At 64.2% G+C, this 20005-nt stretch carries 15 protein-coding genes; 14 read left to right on the top strand and 1 reads right to left on the bottom strand.

The window, feature by feature from the left end:
- Window positions 1-3: 3 nt before the first annotated feature.
- The gene (locus tag B7X65_RS08230) at window positions 4-1002 is read left to right on the top strand and encodes a tyrosine recombinase XerC (RefSeq protein ID WP_293593802.1); all 999 of its coding nucleotides are present in this window, start codon (window positions 4-6) and stop codon (window positions 1000-1002) included.
- Window positions 1003-1293: 291 nt separating this feature from the next.
- Here B7X65_RS08230 and B7X65_RS08225 read toward each other — a convergent pair whose 3' ends face one another.
- On the bottom strand, window positions 1294-3057 hold the full coding sequence (locus B7X65_RS08225) for a 7TM diverse intracellular signaling domain-containing protein (protein ID WP_293593801.1): 1764 nt from the start codon (window positions 3055-3057) through the stop codon (window positions 1294-1296).
- A gap of 65 nt (window positions 3058-3122) precedes the next feature.
- Here B7X65_RS08225 and B7X65_RS08220 point away from each other — a divergent pair, with 65 nt between their 5' ends.
- From B7X65_RS08220 to ftsW, 13 genes are all read left to right on the top strand, one after another.
- The gene (locus tag B7X65_RS08220; protein ID WP_293593800.1) at window positions 3123-4304 is read left to right on the top strand and encodes a class I SAM-dependent methyltransferase; all 1182 of its coding nucleotides are present in this window, start codon (window positions 3123-3125) and stop codon (window positions 4302-4304) included.
- Between the two features lie 242 nt (window positions 4305-4546).
- The gene (locus tag B7X65_RS08215; RefSeq protein WP_293593799.1) at window positions 4547-5602 is read left to right on the top strand and encodes a GTP-binding protein; all 1056 of its coding nucleotides are present in this window, start codon (window positions 4547-4549) and stop codon (window positions 5600-5602) included.
- Window positions 5603-5914: 312 nt separating this feature from the next.
- Window positions 5915-7060 (top strand): RNA polymerase-binding protein DksA, encoded by a 1146-nt coding sequence (gene dksA / locus B7X65_RS08210; RefSeq protein ID WP_293593798.1) that lies wholly within the window; start codon window positions 5915-5917, stop codon window positions 7058-7060.
- Window positions 7061-7097: 37 nt separating this feature from the next.
- A complete protein-coding gene (locus B7X65_RS08205; protein WP_293593797.1) occupies window positions 7098-8921 on the top strand; it encodes an STAS domain-containing protein in 1824 nt (607 codons plus the stop codon).
- Window positions 8922-9314: 393 nt separating this feature from the next.
- Window positions 9315-9743 carry a division/cell wall cluster transcriptional repressor MraZ gene (mraZ, locus tag B7X65_RS08200; RefSeq protein ID WP_096664631.1) on the top strand — a complete coding sequence of 143 codons (429 nt, stop codon included), beginning with the start codon at window positions 9315-9317 and terminating at the stop codon, window positions 9741-9743.
- Window positions 9744-9752: 9 nt separating this feature from the next.
- The gene (rsmH, locus tag B7X65_RS08195; protein WP_293593796.1) at window positions 9753-10706 is read left to right on the top strand and encodes a 16S rRNA (cytosine(1402)-N(4))-methyltransferase RsmH; all 954 of its coding nucleotides are present in this window, start codon (window positions 9753-9755) and stop codon (window positions 10704-10706) included.
- Window positions 10703-10993 carry a cell division protein FtsL gene (ftsL, locus tag B7X65_RS08190; protein ID WP_293593795.1) on the top strand — a complete coding sequence of 97 codons (291 nt, stop codon included), beginning with the start codon at window positions 10703-10705 and terminating at the stop codon, window positions 10991-10993. Before rsmH ends, ftsL begins: the two co-directional genes overlap by 4 nt.
- Window positions 10990-12723: a penicillin-binding protein 2 gene (locus tag B7X65_RS08185; protein ID WP_293593794.1), complete on the top strand. Its 1734-nt coding sequence runs from the start codon at window positions 10990-10992 to the stop codon at window positions 12721-12723. Before ftsL ends, B7X65_RS08185 begins: the two co-directional genes overlap by 4 nt.
- Window positions 12723-14219 (top strand): UDP-N-acetylmuramoyl-L-alanyl-D-glutamate--2,6-diaminopimelate ligase, encoded by a 1497-nt coding sequence (locus B7X65_RS08180; protein WP_293593793.1) that lies wholly within the window; start codon window positions 12723-12725, stop codon window positions 14217-14219. Before B7X65_RS08185 ends, B7X65_RS08180 begins: the two co-directional genes overlap by 1 nt.
- The gene (gene murF / locus B7X65_RS08175; protein WP_293593792.1) at window positions 14216-15607 is read left to right on the top strand and encodes a UDP-N-acetylmuramoyl-tripeptide--D-alanyl-D-alanine ligase; all 1392 of its coding nucleotides are present in this window, start codon (window positions 14216-14218) and stop codon (window positions 15605-15607) included. Before B7X65_RS08180 ends, murF begins: the two co-directional genes overlap by 4 nt.
- Window positions 15597-16775 carry a phospho-N-acetylmuramoyl-pentapeptide-transferase gene (mraY, locus tag B7X65_RS08170; RefSeq protein WP_293593791.1) on the top strand — a complete coding sequence of 393 codons (1179 nt, stop codon included), beginning with the start codon at window positions 15597-15599 and terminating at the stop codon, window positions 16773-16775. The genes murF and mraY overlap by 11 nt, the downstream gene beginning before the upstream one ends.
- On the top strand, window positions 16772-18670 hold the full coding sequence (gene murD, locus B7X65_RS08165) for a UDP-N-acetylmuramoyl-L-alanine--D-glutamate ligase (protein WP_293593790.1): 1899 nt from the start codon (window positions 16772-16774) through the stop codon (window positions 18668-18670). The genes mraY and murD overlap by 4 nt, the downstream gene beginning before the upstream one ends.
- Window positions 18667-19920, top strand: a complete 1254-nt coding sequence (gene ftsW, locus B7X65_RS08160; protein WP_293593789.1) for a putative lipid II flippase FtsW — start codon at window positions 18667-18669, stop codon at window positions 19918-19920. The genes murD and ftsW overlap by 4 nt, the downstream gene beginning before the upstream one ends.
- Window positions 19921-20005: the final 85 nt, after the last annotated feature.

The raw sequence follows: 20005 nt of genomic DNA, 5'->3' as shown, positions 1-20005 counted from the left end.
GGCATGGCCGTGCCGGACGCCAGCGTTGACGGGACCGCGATGCCGGTTCCCGACAACGACCCGCTGGTCGAGCGTTACCTCGAACACGTACGGGTTGAAAAGCGGCTGGCGCAGCGCACCGTCGAGCTGTACGCGCTGGACCTGCAAAAACTGCAGGTCAACTGCCGGCAGGCCGGCGTGGCGCTGACCCAGGCGCAAAACATCCACATGCGGCGCTGGGTGGCCCAGATGCACAGCGGCGGGCGCAGCGGGCGTGGCATTGCGCTCATCCTCTCGGGCTGGCGCGGCTTTTACACCTGGCTGGGCCGCGAAGGCCTGGTCAGCAGCAACCCGGTGCAGGACCTGCGCGCGCCCAAGGCCGCCAAACCGCTGCCCAAGGCGCTGAGTGTTGATGAAGCGGTGCAGCTGGCCGCCTGGCGCAGCGACGGCACCGCTGGCGACGCGGCCCTGCAGGCCCGGGACCGCTGCATCACCGAACTGCTGTACGGCTGCGGCCTGCGTATCGGCGAGTTGACCGGGCTGGATGTCGTGGCCAGCAGCCAGGCGCGCGGCTGGATCGACATGCAGGCTGCCGAGGCGCATGTACTCGGCAAGGGGTCCAAGCGGCGCAGCGTGCCGGTGGGCAGCAAGGCCCTGGAGGCGCTGCAGGACTGGCTGGTACTGCGCAGCGCCTGGGCCAAAGAAGACGCGGCGCTGTTCATCAACCAGCGCGGCACCCGCCTGACGCCCCAACACATCCGGGTGCGGCTCAAGCAGCGCTCCCTGCAGGCCGGTCTGGCCACGCCGGTGCATCCGCACATGCTGCGGCATTCGTTTGCCAGCCATGTGCTGCAGTCCAGCGGCGACCTGCGTGCCGTGCAGGAACTGCTGGGCCACGCCAACATCACCACCACGCAGGTCTACACCCGGCTCGACTTCCAGCACCTGGCCAAGGTTTACGACGCCGCGCATCCGCGTGCGACGGTGGCGGGCCTCAAAACGGCTGGTAATACCAAGCCCTGAGCTTGCGGCTTCACGACTGGCAGCCTTCGACAAGCTCAGGGCGAACGGATAAAAAGAAGCGACCGCGCAGGCATCTCTTTTCAAGCAGGGGCCGCGGGTCCGGCTCCGCCGGCCCGCAGGCGCAGCGGCCCTCGGGGGGCGTCCTTCGACAGGCTCAGGACGAACGGGTATCAGCGAAAGTGGGGCGTTTTTCCCCTACCAGCAGGGGCCGCGGATCTGGCTCTGCCAGTCCGCAGGCGCAGCGCCCCCTCGGGGGGCAGCGCAGTACGCGAAGCGACAAGCGTGGGGGCTCTACTTGTAATCAGGCAACATGAACACCGCGCGCTTGCTTTCGGGCGGAATGCCGGTCAGCCGCTGGGCCAGGCGGCCCAGCACGATCTCGGCGGTCGGCCCCTGGCGCGGCACCAGCGCATAGGCCACGCGAATCTGGGCCGCGCAGTCCTCCGGCAGGCCTTTGTAGGGCATCAGGCAACGTGCCACGATGCGCGGGCCCAGCGTGGCAGCTTCTTCCGCGGAAAACGGGCCTTCCACCAGCATGCCAAAACGCTGCCCGGACAGGCGTGCAGCGCTGTCGATTTCGCGCGCGGTCGACAGCAGCCGCTCGGCCACACGCAGCGGCAACTCTTCGGCGGCCCGGCGCCCGAAATCGCGCCGCACCTGTTCGCTGTTGACCAGATCGATCATCAGCACCGCGCCCTGGTGCCTGAGCCGCTGCGAGCGTGCAATCATGCGCGCCATGCGTTCGACAAACACCTGCTCGTTGATCAGGCCGGTCGACGGGTCGACCCGGTCCAGCCCCTGGATCCTGCGCCTGTTCTCGCGGCGCTGCTGGCTGCGCAGGACCAGCACCACCAGCATCGCCGGCATCTGCAGCGCCATGCTGGCCAGCACCCCCTGCTCGGTGGCAAAACTCAGGGGCAGCCACTGCAGGTAGCGCGCAATGGCCAGCGACAGGCTCAGGGCAAACGGGGCGGCACTCAGCAGCAGCCATCCGCCAAAGCGGTCGCCGCGCCGCCAGGCCCAGAGATTGATCGCCAGCATCAACACCGGCACCAGCACCAGGAACGGCACCATCAGCGTGATGCGCAGCGCGCTGTCGGTCAGCGCCAGCGCGACCGAGAGGCCGGCGCCAGCCAGCGCGGCGGCCCACACCAGGAGGTTGAGCATGCGCGAGCGCTGCGCCAGCGACACCACGGTGGCATTGAGCAGCAGCAGCGACACCAGCATCCAGGTGGCCAGCACGGTCAGCGACCGATCTGTCCAGGCCGGTGAATCAGGCCACAGGTGCAGGCCGCCCACGCCGGTGATGGCCACCTGCGTCAGGCCGATCAGCGCGGAACACGCCGCATAGTAGAGGTAGGCCCGGTCCCGCAGCCAGAAAGCGCCGATCAGGCCGGCGGTGCAGCCCAGCAGCGCCAGGCCGAAATAAATCCCCAGGAACAGCGACACCTGCTGTTCGCTGCGCAGCACATGCCCGGAGCTGACAAAGCGGATGGGCGCACTGAACCCCTGGGCGTTGTCAATCCGCAGGATGTAATGCGTCGGGTCCTCGGCATTGAAGTTGACCACCAGCAAGGGGTGGCGATGCGGCGTGGGCCACAGGTTGACCGGCGTCAGGTCGCCGGCGCGCTGCTCTATCCACTGGCCGGCGCTGTCCAGCGTGTACAGCGATGCCCGGTCCAGCGCAGGGTAGGGAATTTCAAGCAGCCAGCGCTCCATGTCGGGCGCTGGCGGCACGATGAAACGGATCCAAAGCGACTGTCCGGGCAGCAAGGGATAGATGCCGCGCGCCGGGGTCTGCTGCCAGCCCAGGTCACGTTGATTGACGACCTGTTCGACCGCCAGTTGCGATTGCGGGTCTATCCAGTAGTCGCCCCAGTCGGCCAGCGCGACCGGCTGCTTCTCTGCGTCGAGGTCCAGCACCGTGCGGGACAGCGCGGGCAGGCTCAGGAGGGCCAGCACCAGGGCCAGTCCGAAGGCCGCCCACAGGCCGGCGCACGGACGAATCCATGCCTTGCTGCCTGCAAAATGCGCTGAAAAGACCTCAAAAAACATCAAGTGATTGTCGCAAATTTCCCGGAGGCCACTTTCGGGGGAGCCGCTGCCGCGACAATAGACGCATGAAATCAATACGGCTGAGAGAAGGCAAGGAGCGTTCGCTGCTGCGGCGCCATCCCTGGGTGTTTGACGGTGCGATTGCCCGCGGCGGGGCGGATGCTGGTGAAACGGTGCGGGTCGAGGGCCACGACGGGCAGTTCCTCGGCTGGGCGGCCTTCAGCCCGAGTTCGAAGATTCGCGCCCGCGTCTGGAGTTTTGTCGAGACCGAGTGTATCGACGCTTCGTTTTTTGTAGCGCGTATCGCTCGCGCTATAAGGGCCAGGAGCCGTTTTGACATACAAAGTGACGGAATGCGCCTGGTGCACGGCGAGTCCGATGGCTTGCCCGGCCTGGTGGTGGACCTGTATGCCGACACGCTGGTGGCACAGTTTTCGAGCTGCGGCGTCGAGCGCTGGAAAAGCGTGATCGTCGAAGCCCTGCTGGCCGAAACCGGACTCACGCGGCTTTACGAGCGCTCGGACGCCAGCGTACGTTCGCTCGAAGGCTTGCCGGAGGCGACGGGCTGGCTGGCCGGCAGTGGCGCCACCGACCTCGTCATCACCGAACACGGCTGGCAGCTGGGCCTGGACATCGCCACCGGCCACAAGACCGGCTTTTACCTGGACCAGCGCGACAGCCGCCGCAAGTTTGCCGAACATGCGCGCCGCCTGCAGTTCCAGAACGTGCTCAACTGTTACTGCTACACCGGGGGCTTCACGGTGGCGGCGCTGGCCGGCGGCGCAGCGCATGTCACGTCGATCGATTCGTCCGGACCGGCGATTGAAAAAGCTGCGGCCAATGTGGCGCTGAACGGTTTTGACGCCGCCCGCACCACCATGCTGGACGCCGATGTCAATGCCTCGATGCGGCAGTTCCACAAGGAAGGCCGGACCTTCGACGCCATCGTGCTGGACCCGCCCAAGTTTGCGCCCACCGCGGCCCATGCCGAACGTGCAGCACGTGCCTACAAGGACATCAACCGCATTGCGCTGTCCATCCTGGCGCCCGGCGGCGTGCTTTTCACGTATTCCTGCTCAGGCGGCATCAGCGCCGACCTGTTTCACAAGATCGTTGCGTCCGCCGGCACCGATGCGGGCGTCGATGCCTTCATCACCGAACGCCTGGGCGGTGCGCCCGACCACCCGATGACCGTCAGTTTCCCCGAGGGCGAGTACCTCAAGGGGCTGGTCTTGCTCAAAAAATAAAATTCATCATCAAAAATGGCCTCTGCCCTTATTGAATGGGCGCAGTCAGCTATTGATAACATAGCAAAAAAGAGGCGCAGGCGCTGGAATGCTTGACACGGCCTGTAAAGTGGTCCGGCAGGCCCCGTGTGGAGTCAATGTGCGCTTCAGGGCCTTGTGTTGACGACTAAACTCCCCACCTTCACGGGCCCACCGTTTCTCTTTCTCCTGTATTTTTCCCCGTATTTTTTTAGGCAGACACCATGAGTTTGATTCCCGTGACCATCCTGACCGGCTTTCTGGGCTCCGGCAAAACCACGCTGCTCAAGCGCATCCTGACCGAAGCCCACGGCCAGAAAATCGCCGTGATCGAAAACGAGTTCGGCGAGGAAAACATCGACAACGAGATCCTGGTCAACGACACCCAGGAAAACATCATCCAGATGAACAACGGCTGCATCTGCTGCTCGATCCGCGAGGATCTGCGCGAGACCCTGCAGCTGCTGGCTGCCAAGAAGCGCAAGGGCCTGCTGGATTTCGAGCGGGTGGTGATCGAGACCACCGGCCTGGCCGATCCCGGCCCGGTGGCGCAGACCTTTTTCATGGACGAGGAAATCGCCGAGCAGTACCTGCTCGACTCCATTCTGACCCTGGTCGATGCCAAACATGCGCCCACCCAGCTCAACGAGCGCCAGGAGGCGCGCCGCCAGGTCGGTTTTGCCGACCAGATCTTCATCAGCAAGGCCGATCTGGTGGCCGAGGACGAAGTCCAGGCGCTGATGCACCGCCTCAAACACATGAACCCGCGCGCGCCGCAGAAAGCCGTGCATTTTGGCGAGGTGGCGATTGCCGACGTGTTTGACCTGCGCGGCTTCAACCTCAATGCCAAACTCGACATCGATCCGGACTTCCTCAAGGCCGACGAGCACGACCATGCCGGCCATGACCACGCACACGGCGAGCATTGCGACCACCCGTCCCATGCGAAGGACGACAAACACGGCCATCACCACCATCACGATGACGACGTCAAGAGTTTTGTGTTCCGTTCGGAGCGTGCTTTTGATCCGGCGAAACTCGAGGACTTCCTGGGCGCCGTCGTCAATATCTACGGCCCGCGCATGTTGCGCTACAAGGGCGTACTGAACATGCAGGGTACCGAGCGCAAGGTGATTTTCCAGGGCGTGCACCAGCTGATGGGTAGCGACCTGGGACCAGCCTGGGGAGCGGACGAAACAAAGGTCAGCAAGATGGTCTTTATCGGCATCGATCTGCCGAAAGATATTTTTCTCCAGGGCCTGGAGCAGTGTCTGGTTTGAGGTAGGCTGTCCACACAATGCCTTGAAAGGCGGGAGGGCCTCATGATTGTCTCCATTCTCCAACGTTTAGGCGCGCGGGCCTCCCAGCGTCCCGGTGAGCCGCTACAATCGCGCGCCGACTCCCCTGGCCGGTCGTCTTCGGCGACTAGGCAGGGGGGGCGAGTCAGGGTAAGTACTGGCCTTGAAACGGCTGGTACGGCGGCGAACAAATCAGACAATCAGGTAAAAGACAAGGTTGGGCTGACGAAAGTCAGCCTGGCCCGGAGTCAGCATGGGGACCATCCCGAAGCTGCCTCCACGAGGAGACCCAGTGTGAAAGCTCAAGCGAAAAAGTCCAAGGTGGCGGTCAAGTCCGCAGGAAAAGCCACGTCAGCCGGCAAAGCCAAAGCCACGACCAAAGTGGCGGCCAAGCCAGCGGCTTCAAAAACCGCCGTGAAAAAGCCGGCCCTGGCCGCTTCCAAGGCCAAGGTGGCGGCCAAGCCCGTGGCTAAATCCAAAGTGAAAGTGGCGGCCAAACCCGTTGCCAAAGCCAAAGTGGTGGCCAAGCCCAAAGCGGCGCCCACCAAAAAAGCCGCTCCCGCTGCGAAAAAGCCTGTACCCGTTGCCAAAAGCCGTCCGGCGGTCAAGGCCGTCAAATCTGCCAAGCCCACCCCTATCGTTAAACCCGCGGTCAAAGCCGCCAAACCTGTCACCAAGCCGGCCCCGCCGTCCGTGAAGGGCAAGGCCTCCGCCAAACCTGAAGAAAAAGTCATTATCAAAACGATCACCAAAACGGCGGCAGGTCCCGCCGTGAAAACCCCGCCCAGCCCCGCCAGCATTGCTGCGGCGCCCGCACCGTTGCAGACACCGGCCCTGAAACCGGGGCGCCGCGCCTCCTTGCGCAATTCCTCTTTCGCTCCGCCTCCCGCGCCGATGATTCCGACCCACTCTCCCGACGCTGCGAAAGCCAGCTACTCCACCATTGCCGAGCGCGTGATCGCGCCGCCCCCGCATGTGGCGGCCAAAAAGGATCCCAAGCTCGCCAACAACTGGAAGACCAAGCCGGGTGAAGAGTTGACGGACGAAGAGGTCAAGGCTATGCCGGACTCGGAGTACATGAACGAAAAGCAGCTGGCCTTTTTCCGGCACAAGCTGTCCCTGCTCAAGCAGGACATCCATAACAGTGCCGGTGAAACCACCGAACATCTGCGGGAAGACACCGTGGTGGTGCCGGATCCGGCCGATCGTGCGACCATTGAAGAAGAACACGCCCTCGAGCTGCGTACGCGCGACCGTGAGCGCAAGCTGCTCAAGAAAATCGAGCAGTCGATCGCCCGCATTGACTCCGGCGACTACGGTTACTGCGACGAAACCGGGGAAGCCATCGGCGTGGGGCGCCTGATTGCCCGTCCGACGGCCAATTTGTCGCTGGAAGCACAGCAGCGTCGCGAGCTCAAGCAGAAAATGTTCGGCGACTGAGCTTTCCCGTTGCCCACTTCCTCCTGAACCACCGTTGATGGCCAAAGAAGACACCACACCTGGCTTGCTTTCAAAAGTCGTGAAGTTCGTCCGCAACCCTGCGACGAACTGGTCGGAACTTGAAGGCAAGGAGTCGGACCGGGAGGAAGCCCTGAGCAAGCAGATGCTCAAGGAGATGATTGAGCGAAAACGGCGCAACGATTTCGTGCGCAAGCGCGAATTCGACATGCTCCGGAAAATGCGCAAGCGGGAGGCCATGACTGGCCAGGACCCCGGTGCCCGGCCTTCATTCTTCCAGAGCAGCATGCCGTCCAAGCCTGACGACCGCGCCGTCACCCTGAAGAAAATCGACGAAATCGAGGCCCAGATGTCCATGCAATGGTGGAAAACCAAGCATGGAAGTGCGGCCGCTGGCGCCAGCGAGCCTTCTTCGCTTTCCCCGGCGACGACGGCCGGTCAGCCCAACCTCAGCACCCACGCCCCGCTGCTGGACAACGCGTTGCCGGCCAACTTTGCGTCCACGGCGCCTGATGCCCTGGCTGCGGCGCTGGCCAAAACCAGGGCTGCCGCTGTGTCGCCGCAGCCCGCACCGGCGCCCATGGCGGACCTGTCCGCCGGTGTGACCGCTACGCCGCCTGCTGCTGCACCCAAGCCAGCTGCATCCAGACCGGTCATTTCTGCAGCCTCCCGCGATGGTGAACCGTCGGGTTTTTCGGCGTCCAAATTTTCCGTGGTGGATGCCTCGGAGGTGGCGCACGACCCCGAACTGGAGGAGGCCTCCATCCGTTTTGCCAATGGCGACGATGCAGGCGCAGAAGCCGGGTTGCTCGAGACGCTGGGCCCCCAGGGAACCCGGGCCAGGCATGCTGACACCTGGCTCGCGTTGTTTGACCTGTACCGGGCCACCGGACAGCACGACAAGTTCGAAAACCTGGCCGTCGAGTTCGTCGGCCGTTTCGACCGTTCGGCCCCGCAGTGGTTTTCCATGCCCGAGATGGTGCAGCAGTTGTCCAATCCGGCCAGCTCAGCCGGTCCGGCCGCTGGCAACGGACCGGCTGCGGACTGGGTCTGCCCGTCAAAACTGGGCATCCAGACCGTGGCGGCGCTCAGCGCGGCCCTGGCCCGCGCTCCCATGCCCTGGCGACTTGACTGGAAGAACCTCAAAACGATTGATGAAAACGCCGTGGAACCCCTGTGCAAGGTGTTCAGCGGCTGGGCCGCACAACCCGTGCAGTTGCGTTTCATGGGGGAGACGCAATTGGAGCGGGTGTTGCAGGACGCGACCCCCTCAGGGGTGCGGGACACGTCCCAGGGATGGTGGCAACTGCGCATGGAGACCCTGCGGGTAACCCACCAGCCTGACGAGTTTGAGCTGACAGCCCTCGATTTTTGCGTGACATACGAGGTTTCGCCACCCGCCTGGGACAGTGCGCGCTGCGACTACAAGCCGCTGGAGCCGCGCGGCGCCGCTATGGCCGGGCAGGCCATCATTGGCGATGTCTACCGCGATTCGGTGCCGTCCAGCCTCAGCAGCACGATGGAGGGTGACACCGAGATGGGCGGGAACTCCCAGATGAGTCATCTGTATGCGGTCGAACTGTCTGGCCAGATCGAGGGAGATGCCATTGCCGTCCTCGACAAGCTTGAGGCCAAGCTGATGGGCGCAGACATCATGGTGATTTCGTGCGCAAAGCTGATTCGTGTTGATTTTTCTGCAGCCGGGACCCTGCTCAACTGGGTTTCCGCCCGGGAAGCCGAAAATCGCGCCGTGCAGTTCACCGATGTCAACCGTCTGGTGGCCGCATTCTTCAACGTGATCGGCATCACCGAACACGCCCGGGTCCTGACGCGCATCGACTAGGGCCTGTCCCCCATCCGCGAGGGGACCCAAAAAACGCCATCGTTGCCCTGCGCAACACGCAGTCTGTCTGCGCCGGGCAACCGGCAGGCAGCGCTGCAGGTGCCATAACCACCCAAGGGGCCTTCGAGGTCTCTTTTCTCCTTCACTCTCCCGCGTGGCGCCCGCGCCAACGCCAGCCCGGTTTGCTTCCGGCTTAAAGCAACACTTTCACTGGATCTTCTAAGTGCTTAATTTAGAACGATTTTTAATTGATGTCTGCTTGCAAAATCGTTTCTAAGTGCTTGATTTCATTGAAAAAATTTGTAGCAAACCACTTGCATGGCAAAACTTTCCTGCTAAAGTGGGAAAAAGTGCAATTTAGTGGTGAAAAGTGTTCTCTAAAGGTTTTTAACGGTGTTTCAAGGCGCGTCTTCTCTAGCTCTCGATACCAAGGGTCGGCTCTCCGTGCCAACCCGGCATCGTGACGTGCTCAGCGCCACCGCATCGAGCCAGCTGACCATCACCAAACACCCGCACGGCTGCCTCATGATATTCCCGCGCAACGAGTGGGAGAAATTCCGCGAACGCATTGCTTCGCTGCCGATGCAGGCACAGTGGTGGAAACGGATTTTCCTGGGCAACGCCATGGACGTCGACATGGATGCCGCCGGGCGCGTGCTGGTCTCTCCCGAATTGCGTAGCGCGGCAGGCATCAGCCGGGACACGGTGCTGCTTGGCATGGGCAGCTACTTCGAGCTGTGGGATGCGGCGACCTATGCGGCCCAGGAGGCCGAGCAGATGAAGGGCGAAATGCCCGATGTCTTCAGAGACTTTTCATTCTGAAAGACGACGGTGCAAGACACATGGACACACCGCACCGTCTTGTTGAACGAAGCAGTCGCAGCGCTTCAGATCAACCCGGACGGGCATTACATCGACGCGACCTTCGGGCGCGGCGGGCACTCGCGCCTCATTCTTTCGCAGCTGTCCGAGCTGGGGCGGCTCACCGCCTTCGACAAGGACCCGGAGGCCATTGCCGAGGCGAAGACCATCGCGGACCCGCGTTTTGCCATCCGCCACCAGGCCTTCAGTCATCTGGGCGAAATGCCGGCGGGCAGTGCGGCGGGCATCCTGCTGGACCTGGGCATCAGCTCGCCGCAGATCGACAATCCGGCGCGCGGGTTTTCCTTCCGCGGCGACGGGCCGCTGGACATGCGCATGGACAGCACGCGCGGCCAGAGCGTGGCCGAGTGGCTGGCCGATGCAGAGACGGACACCATAGCGGAGGTCATTCGTGAATATGGCGAAGAACGGTTTGCTGGGCAGATCGCAAAGGCGATTGATCGTCGCCGACAGGAACGGGGCCTTATTGCAACCACCGCTGAACTGGCCGAGGTCGTGGCTGGCGCGGTCAAAACCCGCGAGCCGGGCAAGGACCCTGCAACGCGCACATTTCAGGCTTTTCGGATTTTCATCAATGCCGAGCTTGAAGAGCTGCAACAGGCGCTAGAGGCCTCGCTCAAAGTACTGCAACCGGGAGGACGTTTGGTGGTGATCAGTTTCCATTCGCTGGAAGACCGCATCGTCAAGCAATTCATCGCCGAACATTCGCGCGAGGTGTTCGACCGCCGCGCGCCCTTTGCTGCGCCCAAGGCCATGCGGCTCAAGGCGCTGGAACGTGTCAAACCTGGCGCCGACGAAGTGGCGGCCAACCCGCGCTCGCGCAGCGCCGTGATGCGCGTCGCCGAAAGGACCGAGGTGCCGGTTCAGGTGAGCACTCAGCGTTACCCTGGGTTCTCAGCATGACACGCCTGAATCTGGTCCTGCTGGTGGCTGTACTGGTCAGCGCGCTGTACCTGGTGCGCACGCAGTACGAATCGCGCCGGCTGTTTGTCGAGCTCGAAAAAACGACGGCACTCAGCCGCCAGCTCGAGTCTGACAAGGAGCGCCTGCAGGTTGAAAAGCGCGCACAGGCCACGCCGCTGCGGGTGGAACAGATTTCCAGGGAGCGCCTGCAGATGCGCTCGGCCACACCGGCCATCACGCAGTACGTGACCTACAAGAACGCAGCAGTGGACGGGAGCCCGCCATGAGCAGGAGCGTGCGTTACACCTCCAGCCCCCTGCTGGCCAGCAAGACGCCGGTCTGGCGCAGCAAGCTGATCGTGGCCGGCATTGCGCTGGCCTTTGCCGGTCTGGCCGGCCGCGCCGCCTATGTGCAGGTGGTCGGCAACGATTTTTTTCAGCGCCAGGGCGAAGTGCGTTTTGCCCGCACGCTGGAGCTGCCGGCCAATCGCGGACGCATTCTGGACCGCAACGGCCTGATCCTCGCGTCCAGCGTGCCCGCGCCCAGCATCTGGGCCATCCCTGAAGACGTCGACGGCAGCAAGGCCCAGCTCGCCGAGCTGGCCAGGCTGCTGCAGATGCCCGTGGCCGAGCTCAACAAAAAGCTGTCGAACGAGGACAAGAGTTTTGTCTGGATCAAGCGGCAGGTGGATGCGTCTGTCGGCGAAAAAATACATGCACTCGGCATCAAGGGCATCTACCAGCGCAAGGAATACAGGCGCGAATACCCGGAAGGTGAAGCCGCTGCCCATGTGGTGGGTTTCACCAATGTGGAGGACCGGGGCCAGGAGGGCATGGAGCTGGCGTTCAACAAGGACCTGGCCGGCCACGCCGGCTCGCGCCGGGTGATCAAGGACCGCCTGGGTCGTGTCGTGGAAGACGTGCGCGAACAGGTGCCGCCGGTGGACGGCAAGGACCTGCAGCTGTCCATCGACAGCAAGATCCAGTTTTTTGCCTACCAGAAGCTGCGTGACGCGGTGCTGACCCACAAGGCCAAGGCCGGCAGCGTGGTGGTGCTCGACAGCATCAGCGGCGAGGTGCTGGCCCTGGCCAACTACCCCAGCTTTTCTCCCGACAAGCGCCAGAGCCTGAGCGGAGCGCAATTGAGAAACCGCGCACTGACCGACACGTTCGAGCCCGGCTCGACCATGAAGCCTTTTGTCGTGGCGCTGGCGCTGCAAAAAGGCCTCGTCCGTCCGGAGACGCAGATCCAGACCGCGCCGGGCCGCCTGACGATTGGCGGTTCGACCATCTCGGATGCGCACCCGCAAGGGCTGCTCACGGTCAATCAGGTGATCCAGAAGTCCAGCAACGTCGGCACGGTCAAGATGGCGATGCAGATGCAGCCGCGCGAGATGTGGGAGATGTTCACCCAGGTCGGTTTCGGGCAGAAGCCGCAAGTGCCTTTTCCGGGCGCCGTCAGCGGCCGGCTGCGCGCCTACAAGACCTGGCGGCCCATCGAACAGGCCACCATGAGTTATGGCTACGGCCTGTCCACCTCGCTGTTCCAGCTTGCGCACGCCTACAGCGTGTTTGCACGTGATGGCGACCTGGTGCCGGTGAGCATGCTCAAGAGTGCCGATCCCGCCGTCGGGGTGCGCGTGATCAGTGAAAAAAATGCCCTGGCCATGCGCAACATGTTGCACATGGTCACGGGGCCTGGCGGCACCGCGCACAAGGCACAGACCATGGGTTACTCAGTGGGCGGGAAAACCGGCACCGCGCACAAGCAGGAGGGCAAGGGTTACGCCGACAAGAAGTACCGCGGATTTTTTGTCGGCATTGCACCGACGGAAAAGCCGCGCATTGTCGTCGCAGTGATGATTGACGAGCCCAGCAACGGCAAATATTTTGGCGGCGATGTCGCGGCGCCTGTTTTCAGCGAGACCGTGCAGCAGACGCTGCGCATGCTGGGCCTGCCGCCCGACATGGCCGTTAAACCGCAGATCGTGACCAACCCGGTGGAGGAGTCGTTCTGATGGAGCGGCTGCACACCCCCGAGCAGGCCGCGCACTGGTTGCACCAGCGCGTGAGCGGCAGTCTCTGGACCGACAGCCGCAAGGTCGGTGCCGGGGATGGTTTTATTGCCTGGCCAGGTGCGGCCACCGACGCGCGCAAGTACGTGGCGGACGTTCTGGCCGCAGGTGCGCAGGCCTGCCTGGTGGAGCAGGCCGGAGCGGAGGCCTATGCCTTCAGCGACAGCCGTGTCGCGGCCTACAGCGGCCTGAAAACCGCGACAGCACCGATAGCCGCGGCCTATTTCGAGCACCCGAGCAAAAAGCTGGACGTGCTGGCCGTGACCGGCACCAACGGCAAGACCTCGACCGCCTGGTGGCTGGCCCAGGCCCTGGGCAAGCTGGGCCGGCGCTGCGGCGTGGTCGGCACGCTGGGCATCGGACAGCCCGAAGCCATGGTGTTCAACGGCCTGACGACGCCCGATCCGGTGCTGCTGCAGCAGCAGCTCAGGCGCTGGGTCGACGACGGTTTTTCAGCGTGTGCGCTGGAGGCATCGTCGATCGGCATTGCCGAGCACCGGCTGGACGCCACCGACATCCGCGTGGCGATTTTCACGAATTTCACCCAGGACCACCTCGACTACCACCAGACCATGCAAGCCTACTGGGACGCCAAGGCCCGGCTGTTTGGCTGGGCCGGCCTGAAGGCGGCGGTGATCAACATTGATGATCCGCACGGGGCGGCGCTGGCTGCGACCCTGCGCGAATCGGGTCTCGACGTCTGGACGGTGTCCTGCCTGGCGCCTGCGCGCCTGCAGGCCCAGGCCATCCACCACGGCCTGGATTTTCTGGGCTTTGATGTGGTGGAGGGTAATGAACGGCATCGGCTCTCGACCACGCTGGTCGGGCAGTACAACGTGTCCAACCTGCTGGGTGTGATGGCGGCCTTGCGCGCGCTTGGACTGCCTTTGTCGGATGTGGTCGAAGCCTGCGCTCACCTGTCGCCGGTGCCCGGGCGCATGGACTCGATTGCGGTGCCGGGCCGGCCCCTGGTGGTGGTGGACTATGCCCACACCCCCGATGCGCTCGAGAAGGTGCTGGGCGCGCTGCGGCCACTGGCCAGCGGACGTTCCGGACAGCTCTGGTGCGTTTTTGGCTGCGGCGGTGAGCGTGATGCCGGCAAGCGGCCGCTGATGGCGGCAGCGGCGGAAAAAGGGTCGGACAGGGTGGTGGTGACCAGTGACAACCCGCGCAGCGAAAACCCCGACGCCATCATCAGCCAGATCCTGCAGGGATTTGCCCGCCGCGATGCGGTGCAGGTTCAGGCAGACCGCGCCCGGGCGATCGCCCATGCGGTGGGCCAGGCGCAGGCCGGCGACGTGGTCCTGATTGCCGGCAAGGGCCATGAAAGTTACCAGGAAACCGCGGGTATCAAGCTGCCGTTCTCCGACAAGGCGCAGGCCGAAGCGGCGCTGGATCAGGGTGCGAGCCGCCATGCCGCGCCGGGAGGCCTCGCATGATGACCCTGCAACAGGCCCTGCAGTGGTTGCCGTCTGCCCGGCTGGTGGGCGACGGCACCCTGCGGTTCCAGCGCGTGCACACGGACACGCGCAGTCTGCAGCCCGGCGACCTGTTTGTGGCGCTCCAGGGTGAACGCTTTGATGCTCATGATTTTCTGGCGCAGGCGAAAAGCGCTGGCGCGGTGGCGGCCCTGGCGCAGCATGGCCTGAGTGCCGAACTCCCCGGCCTGCTGGTGGCCGATTCGAAGCAGGCGCTGGGCCAGCTTGCCGCAGGCTGGCGCGCGCAGTTCAGCCTGCCGCTGATCGCCGTGACCGGCAGCAATGGCAAGACCACGGTCACGCAAATGGTGGCGTCCATCCTGCGCGCGTGGAAGCAGGGCGGTGCTTTTGCGACCGAAGGAAACTTCAACAACGACATCGGCGTGCCCTTGACGCTGCTGCGTCTGCGTACCACCCACCAGGCCGGCGTGGTCGAACTGGGCATGAACCACCCCGGTGAAATAGCCAGCCTCGCCGCCATGACGCGGCCCACCGTGGCGTTGGTCAACAATGCGCAGCGCGAACACCTGGAGTTCATGGCTACGGTGGAAGCCGTCGCCCGCGAAAACGGCGCGGTCATCGCGGCGCTGCCGGCCTCGGGCGTCGCGGTGTTTCCGGCCGACGAGCTGTACACACCACTGTGGCGGGAACTCGCCGGGTCCCGCGCGGTGCTGACCTTTGCCGAGTCGGGCGAGGCCGACGTCACCGGCACCGCGCAATGGCTGGGCGGCGCCTGGCGGGTGTTGGCCGGCACGCCGCAGGGCGATCTCGACTTTTCGCTGCAGATCGCCGGCCGGCACAATGTCAAAAATGCCCTGGCCGCCACCGCCTGTGCCCTGGCGGCCGGCGCGCCGCTGGCGGCCATTTCTGCCGGGCTGTCGGCGTTTGTCCCGGTCAAGGGCCGCTCGCGCGCCCTCCAGCTCCAGGCGGCGGGCCACGCCCTCACGCTGATCGACGACAGCTACAACGCCAACCCGGATTCCGTGCGTGCGGCCATCGACGTGCTGGCCGAACTGCCCGGGCCGCGCCTGCTGGTGCTGGGCGACATGGGCGAGGTCGGCGATCAGGGGCCGGCTTTCCATGTCGAGGTCGGTGCCCATGCGCGTGAGCGCGGCATCGAGCAGGTGTTCACGCTGGGCGCGCAGTCCGCCGACGCTGCCAGCGCCTTCGGCGGCGGCCGGCATTTCGGCGACGACATCGAGGCCCTGAAGGCCGCCGTGATGGCTGCCTTGCCGGGCGTGTCCAGCGTGCTGGTCAAGGGTTCACGCTTCATGAAGATGGAGCGCGTGGTCCAGGCCATCGCGGCCGACGCACAACAACAAAAAGAGGAGAAGCCCCATGCTGCTTAGCCTGGCCCAGTGGCTGCAGACCATCTCGCCGGAATTTGGCTACTTCCGCGTGTTCCAGTACCTGACGTTTCGCGCGGTGATGGCCGCCATGACCGCCTTGCTGATCGGTTTGATTGCCGGCCCTTATGTGATTCGCCGTCTGATCAGCCTCAAGATCGGTCAGCCTATCCGCGAATATGCGATGCAGACCCACCTGAGCAAGAGCGGCACGCCGACCATGGGCGGCGTCCTGATCCTGCTGGCCATCGGCATTTCCACGCTGCTGTGGTTTGACCTGAGCAACCGTTTTGTCTGGATTGTGCTGATCGTCACGCTCGGGTTTGGCGCCATCGGCTGGGCCGACGACTGGCGCAAGGTGGTGCACAAGGATCCCGAAGGCATGCGCTCGCGGGAAAAATACTTCTGGCAATCGGTGATCGGCCTGCTCGCCGCGTTGTACCTGGTATTCAGCATTTCGGAAAGCTCCAACCTGCGGGTGCTGGAGCTGTTCATGAGCTGGGTGCAGTCCGGTTTTGACGTGAACCTGCCGCCCAAGGCCGGGCTGCAGCTGCCTTTCTTCAAGGAAATCAGTTACCCGCTCGGCGTGTTTGGTTTTGTGCTGCTCACCTACCTCGTGATTGTCGGTTCCAGCAATGCCGTGAACCTGACCGACGGGCTGGACGGTCTGGCGATCATGCCGGTCGTGATGGTTGGCTCGGCGCTCGGCGTGTTTGCCTATGTAACGGGCAGTGCCGTCTATTCGAAGTACCTGTTTTTCCCGCACATCCCGGGTGCGGGCGAGTTGCTGATTTTCTGCTCGGCCATGGCCGGTGCCGGCCTCGCCTTCCTGTGGTTCAACACCCATCCCGCGCAGGTCTTCATGGGCGACGTGGGCGCGCTGGCGCTGGGCGCCGCGCTGGGAACGATTGCGGTCATCGTGCGCCAGGAAATCGTGCTGGCCATCATGGGCGGCATCTTTGTTGTCGAAGCCATGTCAGTGATGCTGCAGGTGATCTATTTCAAATACACCCGCAGGCGTTTTGGTGAAGGCCGGCGGCTGTTCCGGATGGCGCCCCTGCACCATCATTTCGAGAAAAGCGGCTGGAAGGAAACGCAGGTGGTCGTGCGTTTCTGGATCATCACCATGCTGCTGTGCCTGGTTGGCCTGTCGACGTTGAAACTGCGATGAATACCAACGAATCCCCCAACCCCGGCAAAGCGCCAGATGGGCCCGAAGAGCCTCCAGTGGAGGTGACGCAGGCGCACGGACTGGTGCCTGCGTCGGCGCCGGATGCCATGCCCCTGGTGGAGTCGGCATCACCAGCCCCGGTGGCGGAAGCGGACTTGGCCCGCACCGGGGGGGCGGGCAAAGCGGGGGCACGGCCCCTGCCCGAGACCCTGACGGCCGCGCGTGATGCCGCTGCCTTTGTCGCGCAATTGTTTGCCGAGGTGAGTGCGCCGGAACAGGCCACGCCGATCCCCTCTGTGGTGCAAGTGCCATCGTCGACGGACGAAACCGTGCTGGGTGATGCTGAAAACGAGGCGCCTGCTGCCGTCGAGCCCGCGGGCGAGACGGTGGTGTCGGCGCTGCACGGCCAGCATGTCCTCATCCTGGGGCTGGGCGCTTCCGGGCTGGCCATGGCCCGCTGGTGTGTGCGTCAGGGCGCGCGTGTGACGGTGGCCGATACCCGCGAGACACCACCTCAACTGGCGAGCTTGCAAGCGGAGTTGCCGCAGGTCGATTTCCGCGCCGGCGCATTCGAGTCCGGTCTGGTCGAGGGCAAGGACATCCGCGCCGTCTTCAAGAGCCCGGGTCTGTCGCCTGCGGTGTTTGCCCCGGTCTGGCAGGCGGCACAGGCCATCGGCTTGTGGACAGGCGGGGAACTGGACCTGTTCGCCCGCGCATTGCGTGAGCTGCAGGCCGAACGCGCTTATGCCCCCCAGGTACTGGCGATCACCGGGACCAACGGCAAGACGACCACGACGGCGCTCACTGGCCAGTTGGTGGCCCACGGCGGCAAGACCGTGGCAGTGGCGGGCAACATCGGCCCCAACCTGCTGGACATGTTGGCCGGGCACCTCGATGCGGGAACCTTGCCCGAGGTCTGGGTGCTGGAGCTGTCGAGTTTCCAGCTCGACGGCGTGCAGGGCTTCGAGCCCACCGCAGCCGCGGTGTTGAACCTGACGCAGGACCATCTGGACTGGCACGGCAGCATGCAAGCCTACGGCGCGGCCAAGGCACGCATCTTCGGCAGCCAGGGCCTGCTGGTGCTCAATCGGGATGATCCGGCGGTGATGGCCATGCTGCCGGAGCCGGTGCGCCTGAAGCTGCAAAAGCCGAAGTGGCGCGAGTATGTGAGTTTTGGGCTGGAGGCCCCGCAGCGACCGGGTGACTATGGCATTGAAACCGTCAATGGCATGGCCTGGCTGGTGCGTGCTGCTGAGGCCGACGAAACCGTCAAGCGCCGCAAGGACGAAGAAGTGGTGCTGTACATCCAGCGCCTGATGCCGGTCGAAGCCCTGCGCATCCGTGGCCGCCACAACGCCACCAACGCGCTGGCCGCGCTGGCGCTGGCCGGCGCCGTGGGCGGCAACATGGCGTCCATGCTGCACGGCCTGCGTGAATACACCGGTGAGCCGCATCGCGTGACGCCGGTGGCGGTGGTGCGCGACGTCGAATACTTTGATGACAGCAAGGGCACCAACGTGGGTGCCACCGTGGCGGCATTGACCGGCCTGGGCGCCGAACGCAAGCTGGTGCTGATCGCCGGGGGCGAAGGCAAGGGGCAGGACTTTTCTCCATTGGCCGGACCCGTGCGCCAGCATGCCAGGGCGGTCGTGCTGATCGGGCGCGATGCGCCCCTGATCCGTGCTGCACTGGAAGGCACGGGCGTGCCCCTGCTGGATGCGGATTCCATGCAGGGCGCCGTAGAACTGGCGGCCCGGCAGGCGCAAACCGGCGATGCGGTGTTGATGTCGCCGGCCTGCGCGAGTTTTGACATGTTCGACAACTATGGGCATCGCGCCCAGGTGTTTTGCGACGCCGTCCAGGCGCTCGCGCAGGATGCGGGGGTGGTGTCATGACGGTGGCTGCCCGTCTTTCCGGCTGGTTCTCCAGTCTGGGCGGGGCCGCGCCCGAGGGCCTGCCGGTCCGGCTGGGCGGCCAGCGCCACTCGCGTTCCGAGTCGGCGCCGGTCCGCATGTCGGGCGTGGACCAGGCACTGATCTGGGTCACGGTGGCGCTGCTGGTCTGGGGCCTGGTCATGGTGTACTCCGCCTCCATCGCCATGCCGGACAACCCGAAGTTCTCGCGTTATGCACACACCCACTTCCTGCTGCGCCATGCGCTGTCGCTGGGGGTGGCCTTTGCGGTTGCCCTGCTGACTTTCCAGGTGCCGGTGGCGACCTGGGAAAAAATCGCACCCTGGCTGTTTGTGGCCTCGCTGGTGCTGCTGATGCTGGTGCTGATCCCCTTCATCGGCAAGGGCGTCAATGGCGCGCGCCGCTGGATCTCGCTGGGTTTCATGAACTTCCAGCCCTCGGAACTCGCGAAGTTTGCGGTGCTGCTGTACGCCGCCGACTACATGGTGCGCAAGATGGAGGTCAAGGAGCGCTTTTTCCGCGCCGTCATGCCCATGGCCGTGGCCATCGGCATCGTGGGCCTGCTGTTGCTGGCCGAGCCTGACATGGGCGCTTTCATGGTCATTTCGGTGATCGCGATGGGCATTCTTTTCCTCGGCGGTGTCAACGCCCGCATGTTTTTTGTCATCGCCACCGTGGTGGTGATCGCCTTTGCGCTCATGGTGATGCTCAGCGACTGGCGCCGCGAGCGCATTTTTGCCTACCTTGATCCCTGGAGCGACAAATACGCGCTGGGCAAGGGCTACCAGCTCTCGCATTCGCTGATTGCCTTCGGGCGCGGCGAAATTTTCGGCGTGGGCCTGGGCGGCAGCATCGAGAAACTGCACTGGCTGCCGGAAGCCCACACCGACTTCCTGCTGGCGGTGATCGGCGAGGAGTTCGGCTTGCTGGGTGTTCTCTGCGTGATCGGTGCCTTCATGTGGATGACGCGCCGCATCATGCATATCGGCCGCCAGTCGATTGCGCTGGACCGCCTGTTTGCCGGCCTGGTGGCCCAGGGTGTGGGCATCTGGATAGGCTTCCAGGCCTTCATCAACATGGGCGTGAACCTCGGCGCCTTGCCGACCAAGGGGCTGACCCTGCCGCTCATGAGTTACGGTGGCTCGGCGATTTTGATGAATCTGATTTCGCTGGCGGTTGTCCTGCGCATCGATTACGAAAACAGGTTACTCATGCGCGGAGGCCGCGCGTGAGTAAGCTGTTTCACCACAATCGATTCAGCGCGCAGCGCTGCGGCGCGCCAGCGCCGTTGATGCGGGGAGGGCGGCCGTGAGCAAA

This window comes from Polaromonas sp. 39-63-25 (genome assembly GCF_002278925.1).
Taxonomy (GTDB): domain Bacteria; phylum Pseudomonadota; class Gammaproteobacteria; order Burkholderiales; family Burkholderiaceae_C; genus Polaromonas.
The sequence above is the reverse complement of the archived record's forward strand: the minus strand, read 5'-3'. Positions and strand labels throughout refer to the sequence as shown.